This window comes from Kiritimatiellia bacterium (genome assembly GCA_025054615.1).
Taxonomy (GTDB): Bacteria; Verrucomicrobiota; Kiritimatiellia; order CAIVKH01; family CAIVKH01; genus JANWZO01.
In genome coordinates this window covers 167,906-185,306 of the sequence record JANWZO010000001.1, presented here as the reverse complement: position 1 = coordinate 185,306, position 17,401 = coordinate 167,906, and the positions used below count along the sequence as shown (strand labels likewise).

Genomic DNA, 17,401 nt, shown 5'->3' with positions numbered 1-17,401 from the left:
GTAGTTCCTCCTTGCAGCGATCTGCACGGTCCGTTGGGCTGGACAAATTCATAAATGCACCCAATGCGAACCGCCCCCCGGCTCCTTCCATGCGATAGAAAATGGATGTACGGTGTTTACAGTCCAAATATTTTTGTGTTATTTCTCTAACAGATTCTTGATGGGCAGGGCTTGTTGGAAGCGGATCGTAAAGCGCTAAACGAGGGTTTTGTGATGAGGGCATGCCGTGCGATACGCCTGCGCGCAATAAGCGCACTTTTAAGTTTATGTGCATGGATGGTAGCGGGGCAGGTCGTCTTTGGTCAGGTTACCTACTATTGGCGCGGAGATTCAGGTCCCGCGGATGGTAACAATTGGCAGGTCGATAATAACTGGTGGCGAGGGTATACCGAAGCACCAACCGGTAGTGAAATTATTCGCTTTGACAATAATCATAAGCTGATTACGACCAATAATCTGACTGCGACGGCTCGTTACCGAATCTTTTTTGATTCTCTCGCGACATCCGCGCGAATCGCAACAGGCACGACGGTCAACATTTTTTATGACTTTGGCGGGAATGTGCCGAAGATCGAGAATAATTCCACTTCGTCCCACGCCCTTCTGTTTCCGATTCAAGCCGGTTTTAACAACTTCGAGGTCAATCCGGTCACTGGTGATCTCGAGCTCATCCGTCTCGATTTACAGGGGTTTAATGTCAACGTGTGGGGCACTAACGGGCGAGCGCTGACGATCCGAAATTTGGGCGGCAGCACGGGAACCGTCGCCATCCAGCAAAATTCAACCGTTGTGATCACGGAGTCGGTGACCAACCGCGGCACGATGGCGATTTTGGCGGGCGCGTTGCGCTACAATGTTACGACAGGTCTCGACCACACTAATACCATTTTTGTCGGTGCAGATGGGGGCTCCGTGCCGGCGCGTCTTGAGGTGGGCACATCCGGCGTGGTGGTGTCGAACCGGTTGCATGTTCGATCGGGTACTGGGAATAGGACCATCGCAAATCTCTCTAGCGGGATGGCGACGTTTGAAGGGGAAATGCTTCTGGCGAATTCGGTTACATTCTCAAACGGCGCGGGCGGCACCCTCCGGTTTCGCGGGCCGGTCAATTTCAATAGCGCCCAGCGGCTTATCACGGTGCCAGCCGGTCATACGGCCAACATCGAGGGCCGCATGACCAACGATGCAGGCAACGGGCTGGTGAAAGCTGGATTGGGCGAATTGCGGATCGGCGCGTCTAACGATATTACCGGCTTGTACATCGATGAGGGAACCGTGCGGTTAACCGGCACGGTTGCGCACGTGCGCGGCGTCATAGATATAGGCCCGGCTTCTGGTACCAGCAATGCCATGTTGATTCTGCAGGATGCGGGTCTGGTGGTCACCAATCAGATCCGGTCGCGCAGCAGCTCTGGAAATCGGAATCTGTTGGCCGCGAATACCAGCGGTACGATCACGCTAAGTGGGTCGAATACTCTCGATCGTGAGATTACGTATGAAGTCGCTGGCGGCGGCGAGCTTTTGGTTTCCGGCGTCATGGGTGGATCGCAGACGCTTCGCAAATGGGGAGACGGCCGTCTGACGCTTACGAACAACAATGCGCTATCCGGGTCGATTGTCGTCAGCGGCGGTGTGTTGCGAATTTCTCACAACAACGCGCTGGGCACGACGGCAGCCTCAACCGATGTGCGAACGGGGGCGACATTGGAGGTGACGGGGAATATCAATTCGCCGGAGCCGCTGATTACGCGGGGCTTTGGCGTGGGCAGCAACGGGGTGATTCGAAACATCAGCGGCAACAACACACTCTCCGGAAATATCACGAACCAGATCACGTCTGCGATCGGGGTCGATAGCGGAACGGAGTTGACGCTGAGTGGAGTAGTTTCGTCCAGTTCAACTGAGAATTTTATCAAAAACGGCGCGGGCACATTAATACTGGCCGGCAACAACACCTTTACCGGCCAGCTTGACATCCAGGGCGGCGTTGTTTCGGTAAATTACATCGACAGTTCAGCCTCCGCCGCTCAACCTCTGGGTTCTCGCACGACATCGCCGGGCATTCGAATGGGTTCTTCGGTGTTTCCTTCCACGGCGCGGGGCACCCTGCGCTACACAGGCGCCACCGATACGGTGCTTCCCAAATCGATTCGTCTTACTGAAAACACCGAGGCGGGAATTGAAATTACTGCGAATGTCAATCTGACCAACTCAGCCGAAATTTTTGCGGGGGCGGCCGCTAACGTTCTGATTAAGTCGGGCCCCGGTCGGTTCGTGATGGAGAGTGTGAACACATTTGCCGGGCGCCTGTACATCACGCAGGGTGTGGTCCGCGCACTTGGGCCGATGAGCCTGGGCAATACCAACGACAGCGACAACCAAGCGACGTTTGTCTGGCCCGGAACGGGGATGGAAGCGGCGCTGGAAGTGGCCGGAGGTTTTACGCTGGGAGAGCGGATCTATTTGGCGGGGGCGGGCATTAACAGCGGCGGCGCCCTGCGAAATATCAGCGGCGACAATACGTTGACGGGCCGCATCTTCTTCTCATCGGCGACGAGGATCAGCTCAGATGCCGGAAGGCTCCATGTTTCCAACAGCACTGCAATTACTTCGGCGTTTGGATTGACCCTCGCCGGGGCGGGCGAAGTAGAGTGGAATACGCCGCTGAACATCGGCGCAAATCCGTTGATCAAGGACGGCACTGGGACGGCGACCGTGCACAGCATCAATACCTACAGTGGGTCGACCACGATCAGCAATGGCGTCCTGGTCGTTCGCGGTTCATCGGCAAACTCGGCGCACACGATCATGGGAGTCGGAACATTGCGGGGAACGGGGACGGTGGGCGCCTTGACTGTTTTCGGTCTTGTTGATCCGGGAAATACCATAGGGGACCGGGCCAATTTGAATTCAGGCAACCTTACGTTGCAAACCAATGGCGGAATGCGAGTTGATATTTCGAATGTGTCGGGCACTCCGGGTACGGAGTGGGATCAGATTGTTGTTGGGAGTGGAAGCGGATCGGTCACGGTTAACTCAACGGTCGACAACCCCTTCGTGATTTATCTTCATGGGAACCCGACGGGTTGGGACAGCTCCACGAATTACTCATGGCGCATCGTAAATGCGGGATCGATTAGTGGTTTTGCAACCAACCGATTTGTTGTCAACACGACCGGATTTTCGCCGTCCTTGGGAGGGGGCGCTTTTTCGGTGACCAACAGCGGCGGCAACTTGTTTCTTGTCTTCACGAGCGGAGGACTGGCGGGCGATGTGGAGGTTTACGGCAACAACACCCTCATTGTGAACGGCGATACCACGCCGTCGTTTGCGGATCACACGCTCTTTGGCGACGTCGTTACGGATGGCGGCACATTTCAGCGGGTCTTTACCATCACGAATTCGGGTACTGCGGCGATCGGTCTAGGGGGAATTAGTTTCTCTGGCGGGCATTCGTCCGACTTTACGGTCATCAATCAGCCGCCAGCGACTCTGCCAGCGGGCGGATCGACGAACATCACGATTGAATTCGACCCAAGCGCCGACGGCGAGCGGTGGACGGATCTGACGTTCACCAACACCGTAGCCGGCAAATCACCTTACACATTCCGGATCGCGGGCACGGGAGTCACGTACAACCTGGATGTGCTGGGTAATGGGCAGGTCATTGCAGACGGAGATTCGACGCCGTCCACTGCGGATCACACCGATTTCGGTCTCGTTGGTGTGTCGGGTGCGACCCTCACCCGAACCTTTACCATCACCAACACCGGAAATCGTCCCCTCGCCATCAGCAATGTGGTGATTGTCGGGACTCACGCGTCCGATTTTACGGTCGTCACCCAGCCTCCCACGCAAATCGCTGCGGGCGCAACGGCCACCTTCCAGGTGCAGTTTGATCCGTCGGCTATTGGCTTGCGCACAGCGGAGGTTTTGTTCACCAACAGTTCGTCGACGGGCAAGAATCCGTACAATTTCGCGATACAGGGAACGGGCGCGGGGAGCGGCATTTCCAACCATCCGGGCACGATCGCATTTACCTCGATGCTCGGGTCACTGCCGTCTCCTTCTTTCCAGTCGTTTAGCGTGTCGAACATCGGTCTGGAGACTCTAACCTACTCATTTGCGACAAATGCCAGTTGGTTGTCGGTGAGCAACACGGCGAACACGGCGGCGCCGGGCGCCGGCAATATTCACACCGTTCACGTGCAACTGATAGCCGGCCTTCAAGCCGGCGTATCGAATGCGACGATCACCGTCACGGGCGATTCGTTTACGACGAACAGTCCCCAGACGATTTCCGTGACGTGGACGATCACGAACATTCCGAATCCCTCGGCGCAGTCTGCGGTGGCGGACGGGCCGCAGATGGTGCGGTTGAGCTGGACGAAGCACCCGAGTTTTGACGTGTTGATCGTGTACCGGAATGGGGCGGCGCCGGCAGCGCCTGCGCAGGGGACATCCTACAATGCTGGGGACACGATCGGAGGCAGTTCGCTGGTGATCTACAAGGGGGCGGGATCGGCGTTGGAGCACGTGGTTCCGGCGGGGTCGACGAATTTCTACGCGTTTTATTCGATCAATAACAACTATTACTCGCCTGGGGTGAGCGCTGGGGCGACGACGCCGGTGTTTCAGGTGTTGATCACAGACCAGGCCAGCTACACGAACGGGGTGAGCCTGACCGGATTGAACGGCGGTGTTGGGTGGGGTGGAGCGTGGGGTAGTGGCGGGGGATCGTGGATTGTGACGAACGGGAGTCTGGAGGTGCCGAGCGGGCATCCTGGGGCGGCGGCGAATGCGTTATATGTGCCGGCGCCGGCGGCCAATGTGGATGTGACGAGGAACCGACCGTTTGGAGCGGCCTATAGCACAGGCCGACTTTATCTGGCGTATACGTTCCGAGCTGGGGCGGTGGGCACGGGCCGGTACCTTGGGCTGCAATTGACGTCGAACGGAGCAGGGCGGTTGTACTACGGATTGCGGGGCGGGCAAACGGTTCTGGGGGTGGAGGAAAGCGTTTCGTTTGGCGGGCAAAATTCCTCCTACGTGATCAATACGGGGACGGGCGACATTTACACAGTGGTCGGTCGGTATGACTTTGCGACGCGGGAGATGAATATTCTGGGGTATTTCAAGACGACGACAATTCCGGCGATCGAACCAGCGACGTGGGATGCGTCATACACCGTCCCGGCGGCCAATGCACCGGGAAGCATTGATGGATTGTCAATCAACATGGGCGGATTTGGAGGCCTGTCTTTGGGGAATACATGGCTCGACGAAATCCGCGTTGCGCAGAGCTGGGGTCAACTGTGGGAGCGGATGACGATGGGGGTTGGGCCGACGTCGATCGTGATCAACACCTTTATAGGCGGTACGGCGACGTCAGGAATATTTGTGGTCACAAATCTGGGTTATGCAACGCTGCACGTAACTAACACCGTCTCGTACGGTGCGGGCCTCAGTGGATGGCTGTCGATTAGCCCGGTTACGGCCGCGGTGGGCGCGGCTCAAACCCGCGTGTTTACCGGAGCTGTCGTGGCAGCTGGCGTCACGAATACGGGCACGTTCATCGCGACAAATACGGTCTCCGCGAATGCGGAGAACAGCCCGATCCGCGTCGTCTATACCTTGAATGTGTCAAACCTGCCACCTGTGGCGAGCGCATCCGCCACCCCGGATGGCCCGCAGATGGTGCGGTTGGCGTGGTCGAATCACCCCGGTCTCGAGGTGATGGTGGTCCATCGCTATAATGCCCCGCCAGCAGCTCCGGCACAGGGCGTCTACTATTCCGCTGGCGATGAAATCGTCCCCGGCTCTTTTGTAGCCTTCCGCGGAGCGGCGACCTCGCTCGAGCACGTGGTCAATGCGGCAAGCTTGAATTACTACGCCATTTACTCGGCGAATGGCGCGTTTTACTCCACAGGAGTCCTCGTCTCGGCCGTAACGCCGCCGTTCCGCTCCCCCGTTGTCGAGCAGGCCAGTTACACGAATGGCATGACGTACCTAGCAGGACTGAACGGGGGCACTGGTTGGAACGGCGCTTGGAACCTGAGTACTTGGGTTGTAACGAACGGGTCCCTTCCGGTTCCGACACGGCACCCTGGGCCGGCGGCGAACATGTTCCGCCTGCTGCCCGACAGCACCACGAATGCAATATGGACGCGCAATATCGAAGCCGACTACATTTTCAACACGGGAACCGTGTATCTCGCCTACACGTTCCGAACCGAGTCCTTTGGCCCAAATCGCCGCGTCGGCATGACCATCCGGGATTTCTATCTTGGGCGAGGTGTTTTCTTCGGTGTTGCTCCCGGGACGTACCAATTTGGGATTTTCGCAGAGCAGACATGGGCGGGAGTGACGTCTTCGGTATCCACAGGTACGGGCACTGGCGATGTGTATACCGTGGTGGGCCGGTACAACATTACGTCGCGTGTAGCGTCACTCTATGCCTACCACTGGACAGACACGATACCGCTGTCTGAACCGGCTACTTGGCATGCAACATTCACGAATCCCGTCGCAAATGCGCCCGTGGATATTGACCAGTTGCAGATCTACCTGGAGGGCATCGGAGGGGTTTCTGTCAGCAATACGGCAGTAGACGAAATTTTCTACGCGCCCAGTTGGGATCAGCTTTGGGGATTTGGCGGGATCGGGGTCGCGCCCACGTCGATTGTGTGGAACGTGGTCTGGGGCGGATCACCCACGGCATCGACCTTTGTTGTGACGAACATTGGCCGAGCGAACTTGTTCGCGACGAACACGCTTTCTTACGGGAATGGATTGAGCGGGTGGGTGTCGCTGAGCCACACCTCGATGGTGGTGTACACATCGAGCGCTCAGGTAGTAACCGCCTCCCTCAACATGGCGAGCGTGACGAATGTTGGGACTTTTGTCGCAACGAATCGGATTGCCGGTCATGCGACGAACGGTCCGGTTGATGTTGTGATTACGCTCAATGTCTATCCCGCCCCGCCTTCGAATCTCACCGCTGTAGCCGATGGGCCGCAGATGGTGCGCCTCAACTGGAATAACCATTCGAATTTCAACGTGATGCTCGTCTACCGCAACGGGGCTGCGCCGGCGGCACCTGTTCAGGGAACAGCGTATAATCCGGGCGACACGATCGGCGGATCCTCCCTGGTCATTTACAAAGGCCCGGCGACGTCCCTGGAGCACGTGGTGCCCGCGCTGTCCACCAACTTCTACGCCCTTTACTCGGTCAGTTCGAACAACTTCTATTCAACGGCAGTCTCCGCGTCGACAAATACGCCGGGCTTCGACGTGCTGATCATCGACCAGTTCAGCTACACGAACGGCGTTCCGCTGGGCTTGCTCAACGGCGGCACGGGCTGGGGCGGCGCGTGGTCGTCCACCAGTTCTCTGGCTGGCGCCTACCACATCACGAATGTCACGTTGGCCTACCCCACCAATCATCCCGGCGGCCGCGGCAATTCTCTGTTCCTTCCCGCCCCCGGCACCAATGGAACGGCTATCCGCTCACGCCCATTCGGGTACACGTTTAGCACAGGGCGGATCTACCTTGCGTACACGTTCCGCCTTCAAACGGTCGGATCGTTGCGTTATGCGGGCGTGCACCTAATGTCCGGTACCAATCGGATTCTCTACTATGGCGTACCTGGCGGCTCCTCGCATCTGGGTGTGCAGGAAAGCATCACACACAGCGGAAGCATATCGACCTATTTCGTGACGACAGGCACAAACGATATTCACACCGTGGTCGGCCGCTATAACTTTGAGACCCGCGAGATGGCGATTCTCGGCATCTATCGGACAGGGACGATCCCCTTCACTGAGCCCGCGCTCTGGAGCACCAACTACATCGTCCCCGCGGCGTATGCGCCGTCATTCATCGACGGTTTCGCATTCTCCGTGGGCGCCTACAGCGGCGGCGTGCAAAGCAACGCGTGGTTCGATGAAATCCGCGTGGCTCGGAATTGGTGCCAATTGTGGGCGTTCACCGGAGCGCCTGCTATCGCGGTCAGTCCGACCTCCATGTCGTTTTCTGCGATGCTGGGCGACAATGTGTCGATTACCCAGCAACTTACGATTATCAATACGGGTTTCACCAATTTGATCTGGTCGATTAGCACGAACTATGGAGCGGGTCTCCAGAATTGGTTGGCGATTGCGCCTGGGGCGGGCACGAATCCGGCGTGTGATCAAACGACCATCAACGTTGTTCTTCAGGGCGGATCCCTGACCAACGCGGGGACCTTCGTCGCCACAAATGTCATTTCGGGCAATGCGACAAACGGCCCGATTAGCGTGCCGGTGACGATAACAGTCAGCAACATACCTCCTCCCTCTTTTCTCTCGGCGATCCCCGATGGACCGGAATTTATCCGGTTGGCGTGGAGCTCGGCCCTGCCCGTTTTGCTGGTGTACCGCCAAGACAGCGCGCCCACGGCCGACCCGGTCAACGGCACGTCGTATTCGATCGGTTCAACGATCGGCGGCGGGACGGTGATCTACACCGGAACACTGCAGAGCCTTGAGCACGCAGTCCGGACAAACGCCACGCACCATTACCGCATCTATGCGGTCAACAATAACTACTACTCGACGCCGACGGCCGCCTCGACAAATACGCCGCCGTACGTGGATTCGGTGATTGTCGACCCGTTCCCGTACACGAACAGCGTCCTTATTAATTATGTGGCGCAGCATCGGGGTATTGGATTCACCGGCAACTGGTTCGCGATCACGAGCACCAATAATTTCCTTGGGCACTCGCAAAGCCTCCCGGCGCCGTTGAACTATCCAACCAACGGAGCGAATAAGCTCTGGGTATTTGACCCGGGCGTTGGGGAGGTCGCCGAATTATATCGCCCATTCCCAGCCACGAGTACAGGGCGCATCTACGTGGCCTTCCTGCTCCAGATGCAGAGCAATAATCTTCTTAACTTTGCAGGCGTTCATTTGGCGCAGGGTAACACTCCCTATCTGTTTGTCGGTAAGGGTGGCGGGACGACAAATCTCCGCGTGGAGAGCATTCAGGCCGGTTATGCAGGCGCATCATCTGCTTATTACGTGTCCACTGGCACCAACAACACCCATGCAGTCCTGGGCCGGTACGATTTCGCCACGCGAGAGCTTTCTGTTATCGGGGTCTACCAATCCTCTTCCATCCCCACCGGCGAACCGATCACTTGGGACGCAACCTATATAGTTCCGGCGGTCCACGCACCTACCTACATCGACGGCATTCGCCTGATTTCCGGCGCGACAAATCCATCCGGCGTCGGCCATGTCTATTTTGACGAGGTCAGAATTGCCCCGACCTACGAAGACCTCTTCAACCTCCGTCCACCGCATGCCACGAATTACCTCGTTGGGGCGACGAATGGAATCACCGACGCAGCGCTACGCACGGGTTCATATCCTGTCCAACTCTGGCTTTACAGTCTGTTTGGCATGACGAATAGCGCGACCAATCCGGACTATGACTTCCTCAATCCGCTCGGCACGATAGTCATCAACGATCAGCCCTTCACGAATTTCCTGTATTCGGATGCCGGCCGGTCGCTGCAATCGTCCAACCATGTCCAGCCGGCCGTCGCCTATAATGACGTCGTCCTTGGGGTGTACACCATGAGGTGGAGCGCAGCCACCTCGAACGGAGTGTGGCGGTACAATCACGTGACATTGTCGAATGGCACGGTGCAAACGTTTGTGGTTTTTGATGATGACACGAATCCGCCGGTGGCGAACACCATTCAGTCCCCTCACAGCTCGGCATCGCATTTCATGCACGTCAGCTCCAACAACAACGCTGTTGGCTCGGTCGGGGGCTCCAGCGGAACGAATATCACGTACATTCTTTTTGACCATTACCTGGCGAATGTGATTGCGCCGACTTCGCCGTTGACCTTCTTCTTCGGGGCGAGTGACGCCGGTTCCGGGTTGAGCCGCGGTGTCGGAGCGGACCCGCTGTACCACAGCCATCTCTCTATCGGGTCGGCAATAGTCAGCAACACAGCCAACTGGGATCCGGTCTTGAGCACCCATTTCACAAACACCACAACGGCCTCCACCAACGCGTGGACCTTTACGAATGCGTTCAGTGCGTCCGTGGTGTCGGCGCTGGTGAATAACACGGCTTTTGGTCTGGGGACGAATCCGGTCGTGTTGACCTGGCGCGACGCCGATGACGACCGACCCGGCGACCAGCTATCCCATCCGGGTCAACAACACGGTTTGCTGGTCGTCCGCGACGACGACACCACGCCTCCGGAGTTTTCCTTCTTTGGCATCCGCGGCGTGACCGGCGTGAATACCGTCCGCGTCGATGAGCTTCAATACGGTTTCGGCTGGTGGATTACGGGTCGCGTGCGGGATGTGGAAAGCGGCGTCAATGTGAACGGCACGAGCACGAATACCCCGAACAATTCGCCTTACTTCCAGCTTATTGACCCGACCGGCACCGTACGGCTGACGAAAGTATTTGATTTCCTGCAATTCACGGACGGCGGGGCGTTGGTATTCACCGACGGAACGGTATCAAACGGCGCGGTGGCGATCCCATCGGTGACCACCAACGATACGGGCATCTGGACTGCTCGCGTCGTTGTGGCCGACAACGACAATGACTGGGGTATTCATGACCAGTTGGTGGCGACCAATGATATTCCGTTCACGGTCATTGTCGGGCCCAATCTGGCCGGGCTCGCGATTGCGCCGGCGATTCATTCGGTCACGTCCACCTTTGGCGTAATCACGGCACCGAGTCCTTGGCCCAACACATTTGCGACAAATGTTGGGAACGGCGCGTTGATTTACAGCCTACAAACCGTTTTCGTGGGGCCGTCAGGCTGGCTGACCGTGTCGCCTGCCTCAAACATCATCCTGCTGGGCAACGGCGCAGTCACGTCGCACACCTATACCGTTGATCCGTCCATGCTCGCGCCAGGCGTCTACACGGCTCGCGTGCTATTTGTGGGCAACCAGACGAATGGTACGCGGACCAATATTGTGGCCTTGCGCGTGTTCGGCTACCAGCCCGGCGAGATTGTCGATCAATTCACCAACAGTTCCGGCTCGCTGGAAAATATGATTGGTGGCACCGGCTGGACGAACGCCTGGAACAACAATCCGGACGTTGGCTTCAGCATCGATCCGGGCAACCTTTACGTGCCCACCAACTATCCGGCCGCGGCCGGCAACAAGGCCTGCGGCAATACGGCCGGAACCGAGCTCCAAGCCTTCCGGTATTTCAATCCGTTTACGACGGGCAAGATCTTCATGGCGGTAGCGGTTCGGAAGACCGACGGCAATGCCGACGGGTTCAATGGCATTTCCTTCATGAGCAATGCTGCCGAGGTCGCGTTCGCCGGGAAGGTCTTCAACAACGCGAACTTTGGAATCGATCTTGGGCCGAATGGCGGCATGAAGCTCAGCAGCTTTGGCGTCAATGGCGTTGGCGACCCTGGATATTTCTACGTGGGAATGTACGACTTCAATTCGAACCGCTTCTACGGATTTGCGCTGTATGGCGGCGCCCTTCCGCTGACCGAGCCGAATTGGTACGTCACGGGCACGCCGACGGTGGCTATTGGCATGATCAACGGCATACGCGTCGCGGCCAAGGATGAAGGGAACTTCTGCTTTGACGAAATCCGCGTGGCCTCGTCCTGGCCGGGACTCCTCAATCAGTTCACCAATGAGCCGAACGTCCATGCGTCAGGCATGCACTTCTACAACGTGTCGACCACGTCAATGACGGCCGGATGGATTCCGGGGAATGGCGCGTATCGAATCGTGGTCGCCCGCGAAAGTGCGCCGGTGACCTTTGTTCCCACCGATGGCGTTTCCTACGCATCCAGCGCGAATTTCACCAACGCGCCCGATTTCGGTGGCAACCGCATCATTTACAACGGCATCGGCACGAACGTGCACGTGACCGGACTAAATCCGGAGACGCTGTATCACTTTGCGGTCTTCGAATACAACATGGGTGGAACGCCGTCTCCGAACTACTACACGGCGCCCGGCTTCGCCACCGGCCAGCAATGGACCCTTTCCCTTGAGCCGTTCGGGAATGCGACGAACCTCATGGCCTATCCGGATTCGCCCTATTCAATTAGCAATACGTGGACGATTGCATCCGGAACGCCGGCCCCGAGCGGATATCTGCTGCTCTATGGCACGAATCCGGTGACGGCGCTGCCGCAGGATGGAGTGGGGTATACCAACGGCCAACTTGTCGGCGGCTTTACTGCCTTTATCGCTACGCCGGGCACCGTGAGCAATGCCCTTCACACGAATTTGCTCACCTGCACACTCTATCATTTCCGCATCTTCTCGTTCCGTTGGAACGGATCCGCCCCTCAGACCTACAACTACTTCACGTCTACCGTGGTTACCGCATCCGCGGAGACGCTGTGTGCGCAGCCGACTCTCCAAGCCAGCAACATTGTATTCCAATCGGTGGGAACAAGTCGGGTTGAGTTGTGCTTCTCGCCGGGTAACGGTCAGGGCCGTGTGGTTGTCGTGCGCGGCACGAATGCGGTCAATCAGTTCCCAGTGGATGGAACGTCGTACACGGCCAGTACGAATTTCGGGTCAGGATCCCACCTGGGCGACGGCAATTTCGTGGTCTCCGTCGGCACGGCTACATGCGTGGAGGTAGTGGGGCTCGCGCCCGGCGTCACTTGGCATTTCCGGGTGTTTGAATACAACGGTGCAGGCAGCGGGATTGACTATCTCACTGTGACCGCCAGCAACAACCCGCGGAGCGTCGCTACGCTCGCGCAAGGCATCATCTACGAGGGGTTTGACTATGGATCCTTCGTCAATCTGTCCGGATTGAGCGGAGGCACTGGCTGGACAAATGCATGGATCACGACTGGCGGGCTGGTGGAGACCGGACCTGGCAACTTCCCGCAATTCGGCAATTATCCGCCGGATTACCCGGCCCCGACGCGCAGCGGCTTTATCGATCTTGGCAATACATCAGAAGACACCTCCGGCCAGCGCGCCGCCCGCCGGAATTTTGCGCCCTTCACCAGCGGCAAGTTTGTCATGGGCTTCAAGATCAATAACAACCACACGCTCGTTGGCACCAACTACCTGGGCGTGAATCTGCTCAACGGAAGCGCCGTTACGGCCTTCGTTGGCAAAGCCTACGGCGTCGAACAGCGGCGGCTATCGATCCAGTATGGGTCGCAAATTCGCACCAACCGGCTGGATGGAACCAATCCGGGATACGAAATCAACGCGGGAGTCGACTACCTGATCGTCTTAGAATACGACTTCGAGCAGGATACGCTCAAAGCTCGCGCGTATACGACCAATCAGCTCATGCACGCCGTGCCCGAAAAGGAGGCGGCGTGGATCGTCGAAATGACGAATGTCGTAATTGAGAAAATTGACGGCATCCAACTGGTGGCCAGTGACAACAACCAGATTGTTACCTTCGACAGCATCCGGATCACGCCGAGCTGGGAAGAGACCACGTGGGGAGTGCCTCAGGGATGGCATGACGATTATGGTCCCCTGCCGGCGCTGGTCTATATCGGCACGAACTACGGACCCTCTGTTTATAACTTGGTGGTCACCAATCTGAGCGATGCGGAGCTCGCCTCCACAAATCTGATCGATTTTGCGGTTCGGTGGGAGGCCCGCCTCGGAGGATTGTTCCTAACCAACACAGTCGCCACCAACCTCAATATCGGTTCGCACCAGGCCCGCGTGAATCCGAACTGGGATCCGCTTGCCATCGGAGCTGCCACCAATCCATTCAATCTCGACAAAGTTTTCGAGGGGTATATCGGCTACAACGGCTTTGCGTCGGTGACCACCTTCCACAAAGCTGCATTCAACGTCACCAACCTCGATTTCACCGTGAATTATTTCGTTACGGTTTCCGGCGAAAATGCACCGGCCGGCGCTCCCACGGTGCCCGCGGCCCTGGGCCCCTCGTGGGCGGTGGTGCCGACCAATCGCGCAATGACGATCAACTGGCCGTTGCAATTTTATGCGTATGACGACGACACGAACGCGCCGCTCCTTGGGGCCAAACCGTTGAGGGTATTCACGAATTCCTTGATTGCGCCGGCTCAAACCGTTGGTTCGCTTGACCGGTATTTCATTGAAGACGGCGTGCTGACTGGCGCCGGAATGCGCGTGATGGTTAATATTTACGATCAGCACAGCGGGTTGCAGCGCTCGCCCCATGGTCCAGCCTCAACCAACGCAACCCTCTCGATCCCCTTCGTCGCAACCAACAACTTCGCGGATTATGAAGCCTCCTGGAGCTCCGCGATCGGGACCAACGCTAATGCCACCAGCACGTGGTCGTTTGCCGCCTCGCTGTTCACGTGGCAGCGCGTCTCCGATATGTGGGGCGGTGACGGCTCCGGGGCGCAAGGGCAGGATCTTGCCGTCACTGTGACCATGCCGGACAACGATGCAGATCGAGTGAATGACCAAATGATTGCGTCGAATCTGTTGGCCGGATACATCCGCCTGATCGACGATGATACGGACGGTCCGCTGATGGCGGACATTATCTACACCGGCTCTGTCGCCCGCCCATTCTTCATACTCACCAATCTCTTCCCGCTGGGCAGCGGAGATACGGAAATTCGCGGGACCTATCCGCGGCGCGAGGGAACCAGTACGAATTCCACATTTGCCGTGACGGATGAAGAGCTCGCCCTCAGCGGCTCTAAAGGCCTACAATTCGCCTTCGGGGCCATGGATCTCGGCTCGGGAATCCGCCGTGCAACCTCTGGTGGCACCAATGACGGGATCAATTTCGAAATCCGGCTCACTACGCCGATCGTGACCAATACCATCATTGGTTGGAACGCCTCGCTCTCCACCTCCAACAACGCGCCGGGTGTCGTTCAGACCAACATCTTCTCGTTCACGAACGGATTCTTCACCGAGTCGCAGATTAATCAGCTTATCAACAACACGTTGTTCACGATGGCCAAACGAAGCCTGGTCCGTGTGAATCTGCAGGATTCGGACAATGACCGCACCAACGATGTGAGCATCAACGCCGCGCTGTCCTACGGCTGGATCCGGGTTTATGACGACGACGTGAAAGGCCCGTCCATGACGAGCCTCCAGGTCGACAATTCTTTCAGCGACGAGGCGGTTTTGTTCACATCCTTTGAGACCTCTGAGGGATGGCCCGCATTTCTTGCCTCGGGTACGCTCTGGACAAATGTCGTGACCAATGGTCTGGGTACAGGTGTTTGGTTCGGCACCACCTATGTAAATCTTGGGGATGCGGCTGGCGGAGTCCGGAAAGGTGGCTTCGCAGCGACAGGGGTCGGCCAGTACCTGCAAACACCGGCGCGAACCGATGTGGGCAAGGTTATGGTGGATGCCCGGCTGTCCAGTACCGGCGCGGTTCGTCACCTCGAACTCCTGTTCTGGGATGGGACGAATTGGGCCAGCGCCGGCACAAATGAGGTTGACTCTGCGGATTATCAGTCAGAGGTATGGAATATTGATTGGCCGGGCATCACTACGCTGCGCTTGGTGCGCGTAGGCACGGATGGCTCGCCTGGGATCTATATCGACAATTTCATCGTCCTCCAAAGTGGATTCCTTGCTGATACCAATTCCTTGGGATGGACGAACCTCACATCGGTCACGATTCGTTGGGATCACGCCACGGATGATTATCATGGCATTGATGAGTATCGCATCGTCGCGCCCGCGATAGGCACAACCCCGCCAACGGCCACCAACCACGGCTTCAACGTGCCAGGCAACCAGACCAGCCAGGTGGTCAGCTTGCTGCATCAGCAGGGCACCATCACAGGCTTTATCTTCGCGATTGATAACGATCTCGATCGTCCGTCTGCTTCCTCACAGGATCGGGCGATGGGCAGCGTGGTCGCCTTCCGTTTGCGGATCGACACCAATCCTCCGCTCCCGGTGGCCAATGCGACCAATGTGACCGATGATCCGCTGGTCGACGAGACTACGGAAATCAAAGTCCAGTGGACGCCCGGCCACACGAACAGCCACATCGCGGCCGGATGGCGGACCTCCGATAATACGCCGCTTTCACCGTGGGACACGTACATCATCACCGTTCATGAACTTGATGGTTCATTCAATCCCATCAGCACCACGGTGATCACCAAGGCGCAAATCCCGAACCTTGGTTCCAACAATACCTCTTCGATCATCATTTCGAATTTGAACTTCGATGCCCTTCATCGCGTGCGCATCCGAGCCCGCGATGCGGCTGGGAACCTCAGCCCTGAAGTGGTCGTGACCGGCCTGACCGTGAACTTCCAGGTCACGCAGGGCATCTCCAGAGTGTTCAGCCCGGGCACAAATGGGGTGCGCCTGGCTTGGATTGCTTCCACAAATCGGGTGTACGACGAATTGTTCGTCGATGCCCTGAACTTCAGTGACTCGCTCAGCAACGCGTGGAAATGGCTCGATCGAATTACCAATAATGTAGCCGGCGGCAACATGCTCATTGATGAAGGCGGCTTCAGCCCGACCAACCATTACCGCGTCCCGCCGGAGGAGCTCGGCGCCACGATGCGGTTCTATCGCGTCTCGCTTCAAGACGCTTGGCAACCGACCAACGCGTTGCGCCGCGGGAGCCGGGAGGTGTACGTGACGAAGCCCATCCGCCTGGTGCCCGGCGAAAACTGGTATGGCACGTTCTTCGTACCCGATACGGCAACGGTTGCCTATGTCTTCGGAACCAACCGTGTGCCGGCCGGCACAACCTACGCGACGGCGACCAAGATCCATTGGTTCAGCCCGCAACGAGGCACCGGATCCTACAACTTCGTGACCAATACCGTCGGGTTGTACGGCGGCAGCAGCGGTGGCACCTGGTTGCGTTGGACAGGCGATTGGGGTGCGGTGGCTAATGACATGGTCTTCCCGACTCATCAGGGCTTTATGATCGAATTGCCGGTTGGATCGCCGACGATCCACCTGCCGATCGTAGGCCGCGTGATGACGCAACAACAGGTCATCGCCATTCAAGGGGCATCGGGTAGCGGCAGCAATCTATTCCACGTGTTGAACTGGAATTATCCAATCCATGTAAGCCTCACGGGCGCGTTGTTCCGCGGATCCGGTATGGTGGGCCACAACTTTGTGGCCTTCGCGGATGAAATCCGAATATTGAGCGTCAGCAATGGCATCGCATCGCTGACGCATCCGCGGGTCCGATGGCATCTCAGGTCGGACGGGACAACGTGGAATCTCGCTGCGTACAATACGAATGAATTCTCATCGCCGCCAACGGTGGCCAACTTCAGAATCCGGCCGGACGACGTCGTCATCATCATCCGTCGCAATCCGGGTATGATGTACTGGACCAATCGGCTCTACTATTCGATACCCGGCAAGAACTTCAATCCGTAGGGGGGGC

General features: G+C 57.7%; 1 protein-coding gene. It reads left to right on the top strand.

Annotated features, from left to right (window positions below; genetic code table 11):
• Window positions 1–276: 276 nt before the first annotated feature.
• Window positions 277–17,394 (top strand): choice-of-anchor D domain-containing protein, encoded by a 17,118-nt coding sequence (locus tag NZ740_00790; protein ID MCS6770545.1) that lies wholly within the window; start codon window positions 277–279, stop codon window positions 17,392–17,394.
• Window positions 17,395–17,401 lie beyond the last annotated feature (7 nt).

Coding starts and splice junctions, on each gene's coding strand:
- NZ740_00790 (MCS6770545.1), top strand. CDS start 277: ATGGTAGCGGGGCAGGTCGTCTTTGGTCAGGTTACCTACTATTGGCGC.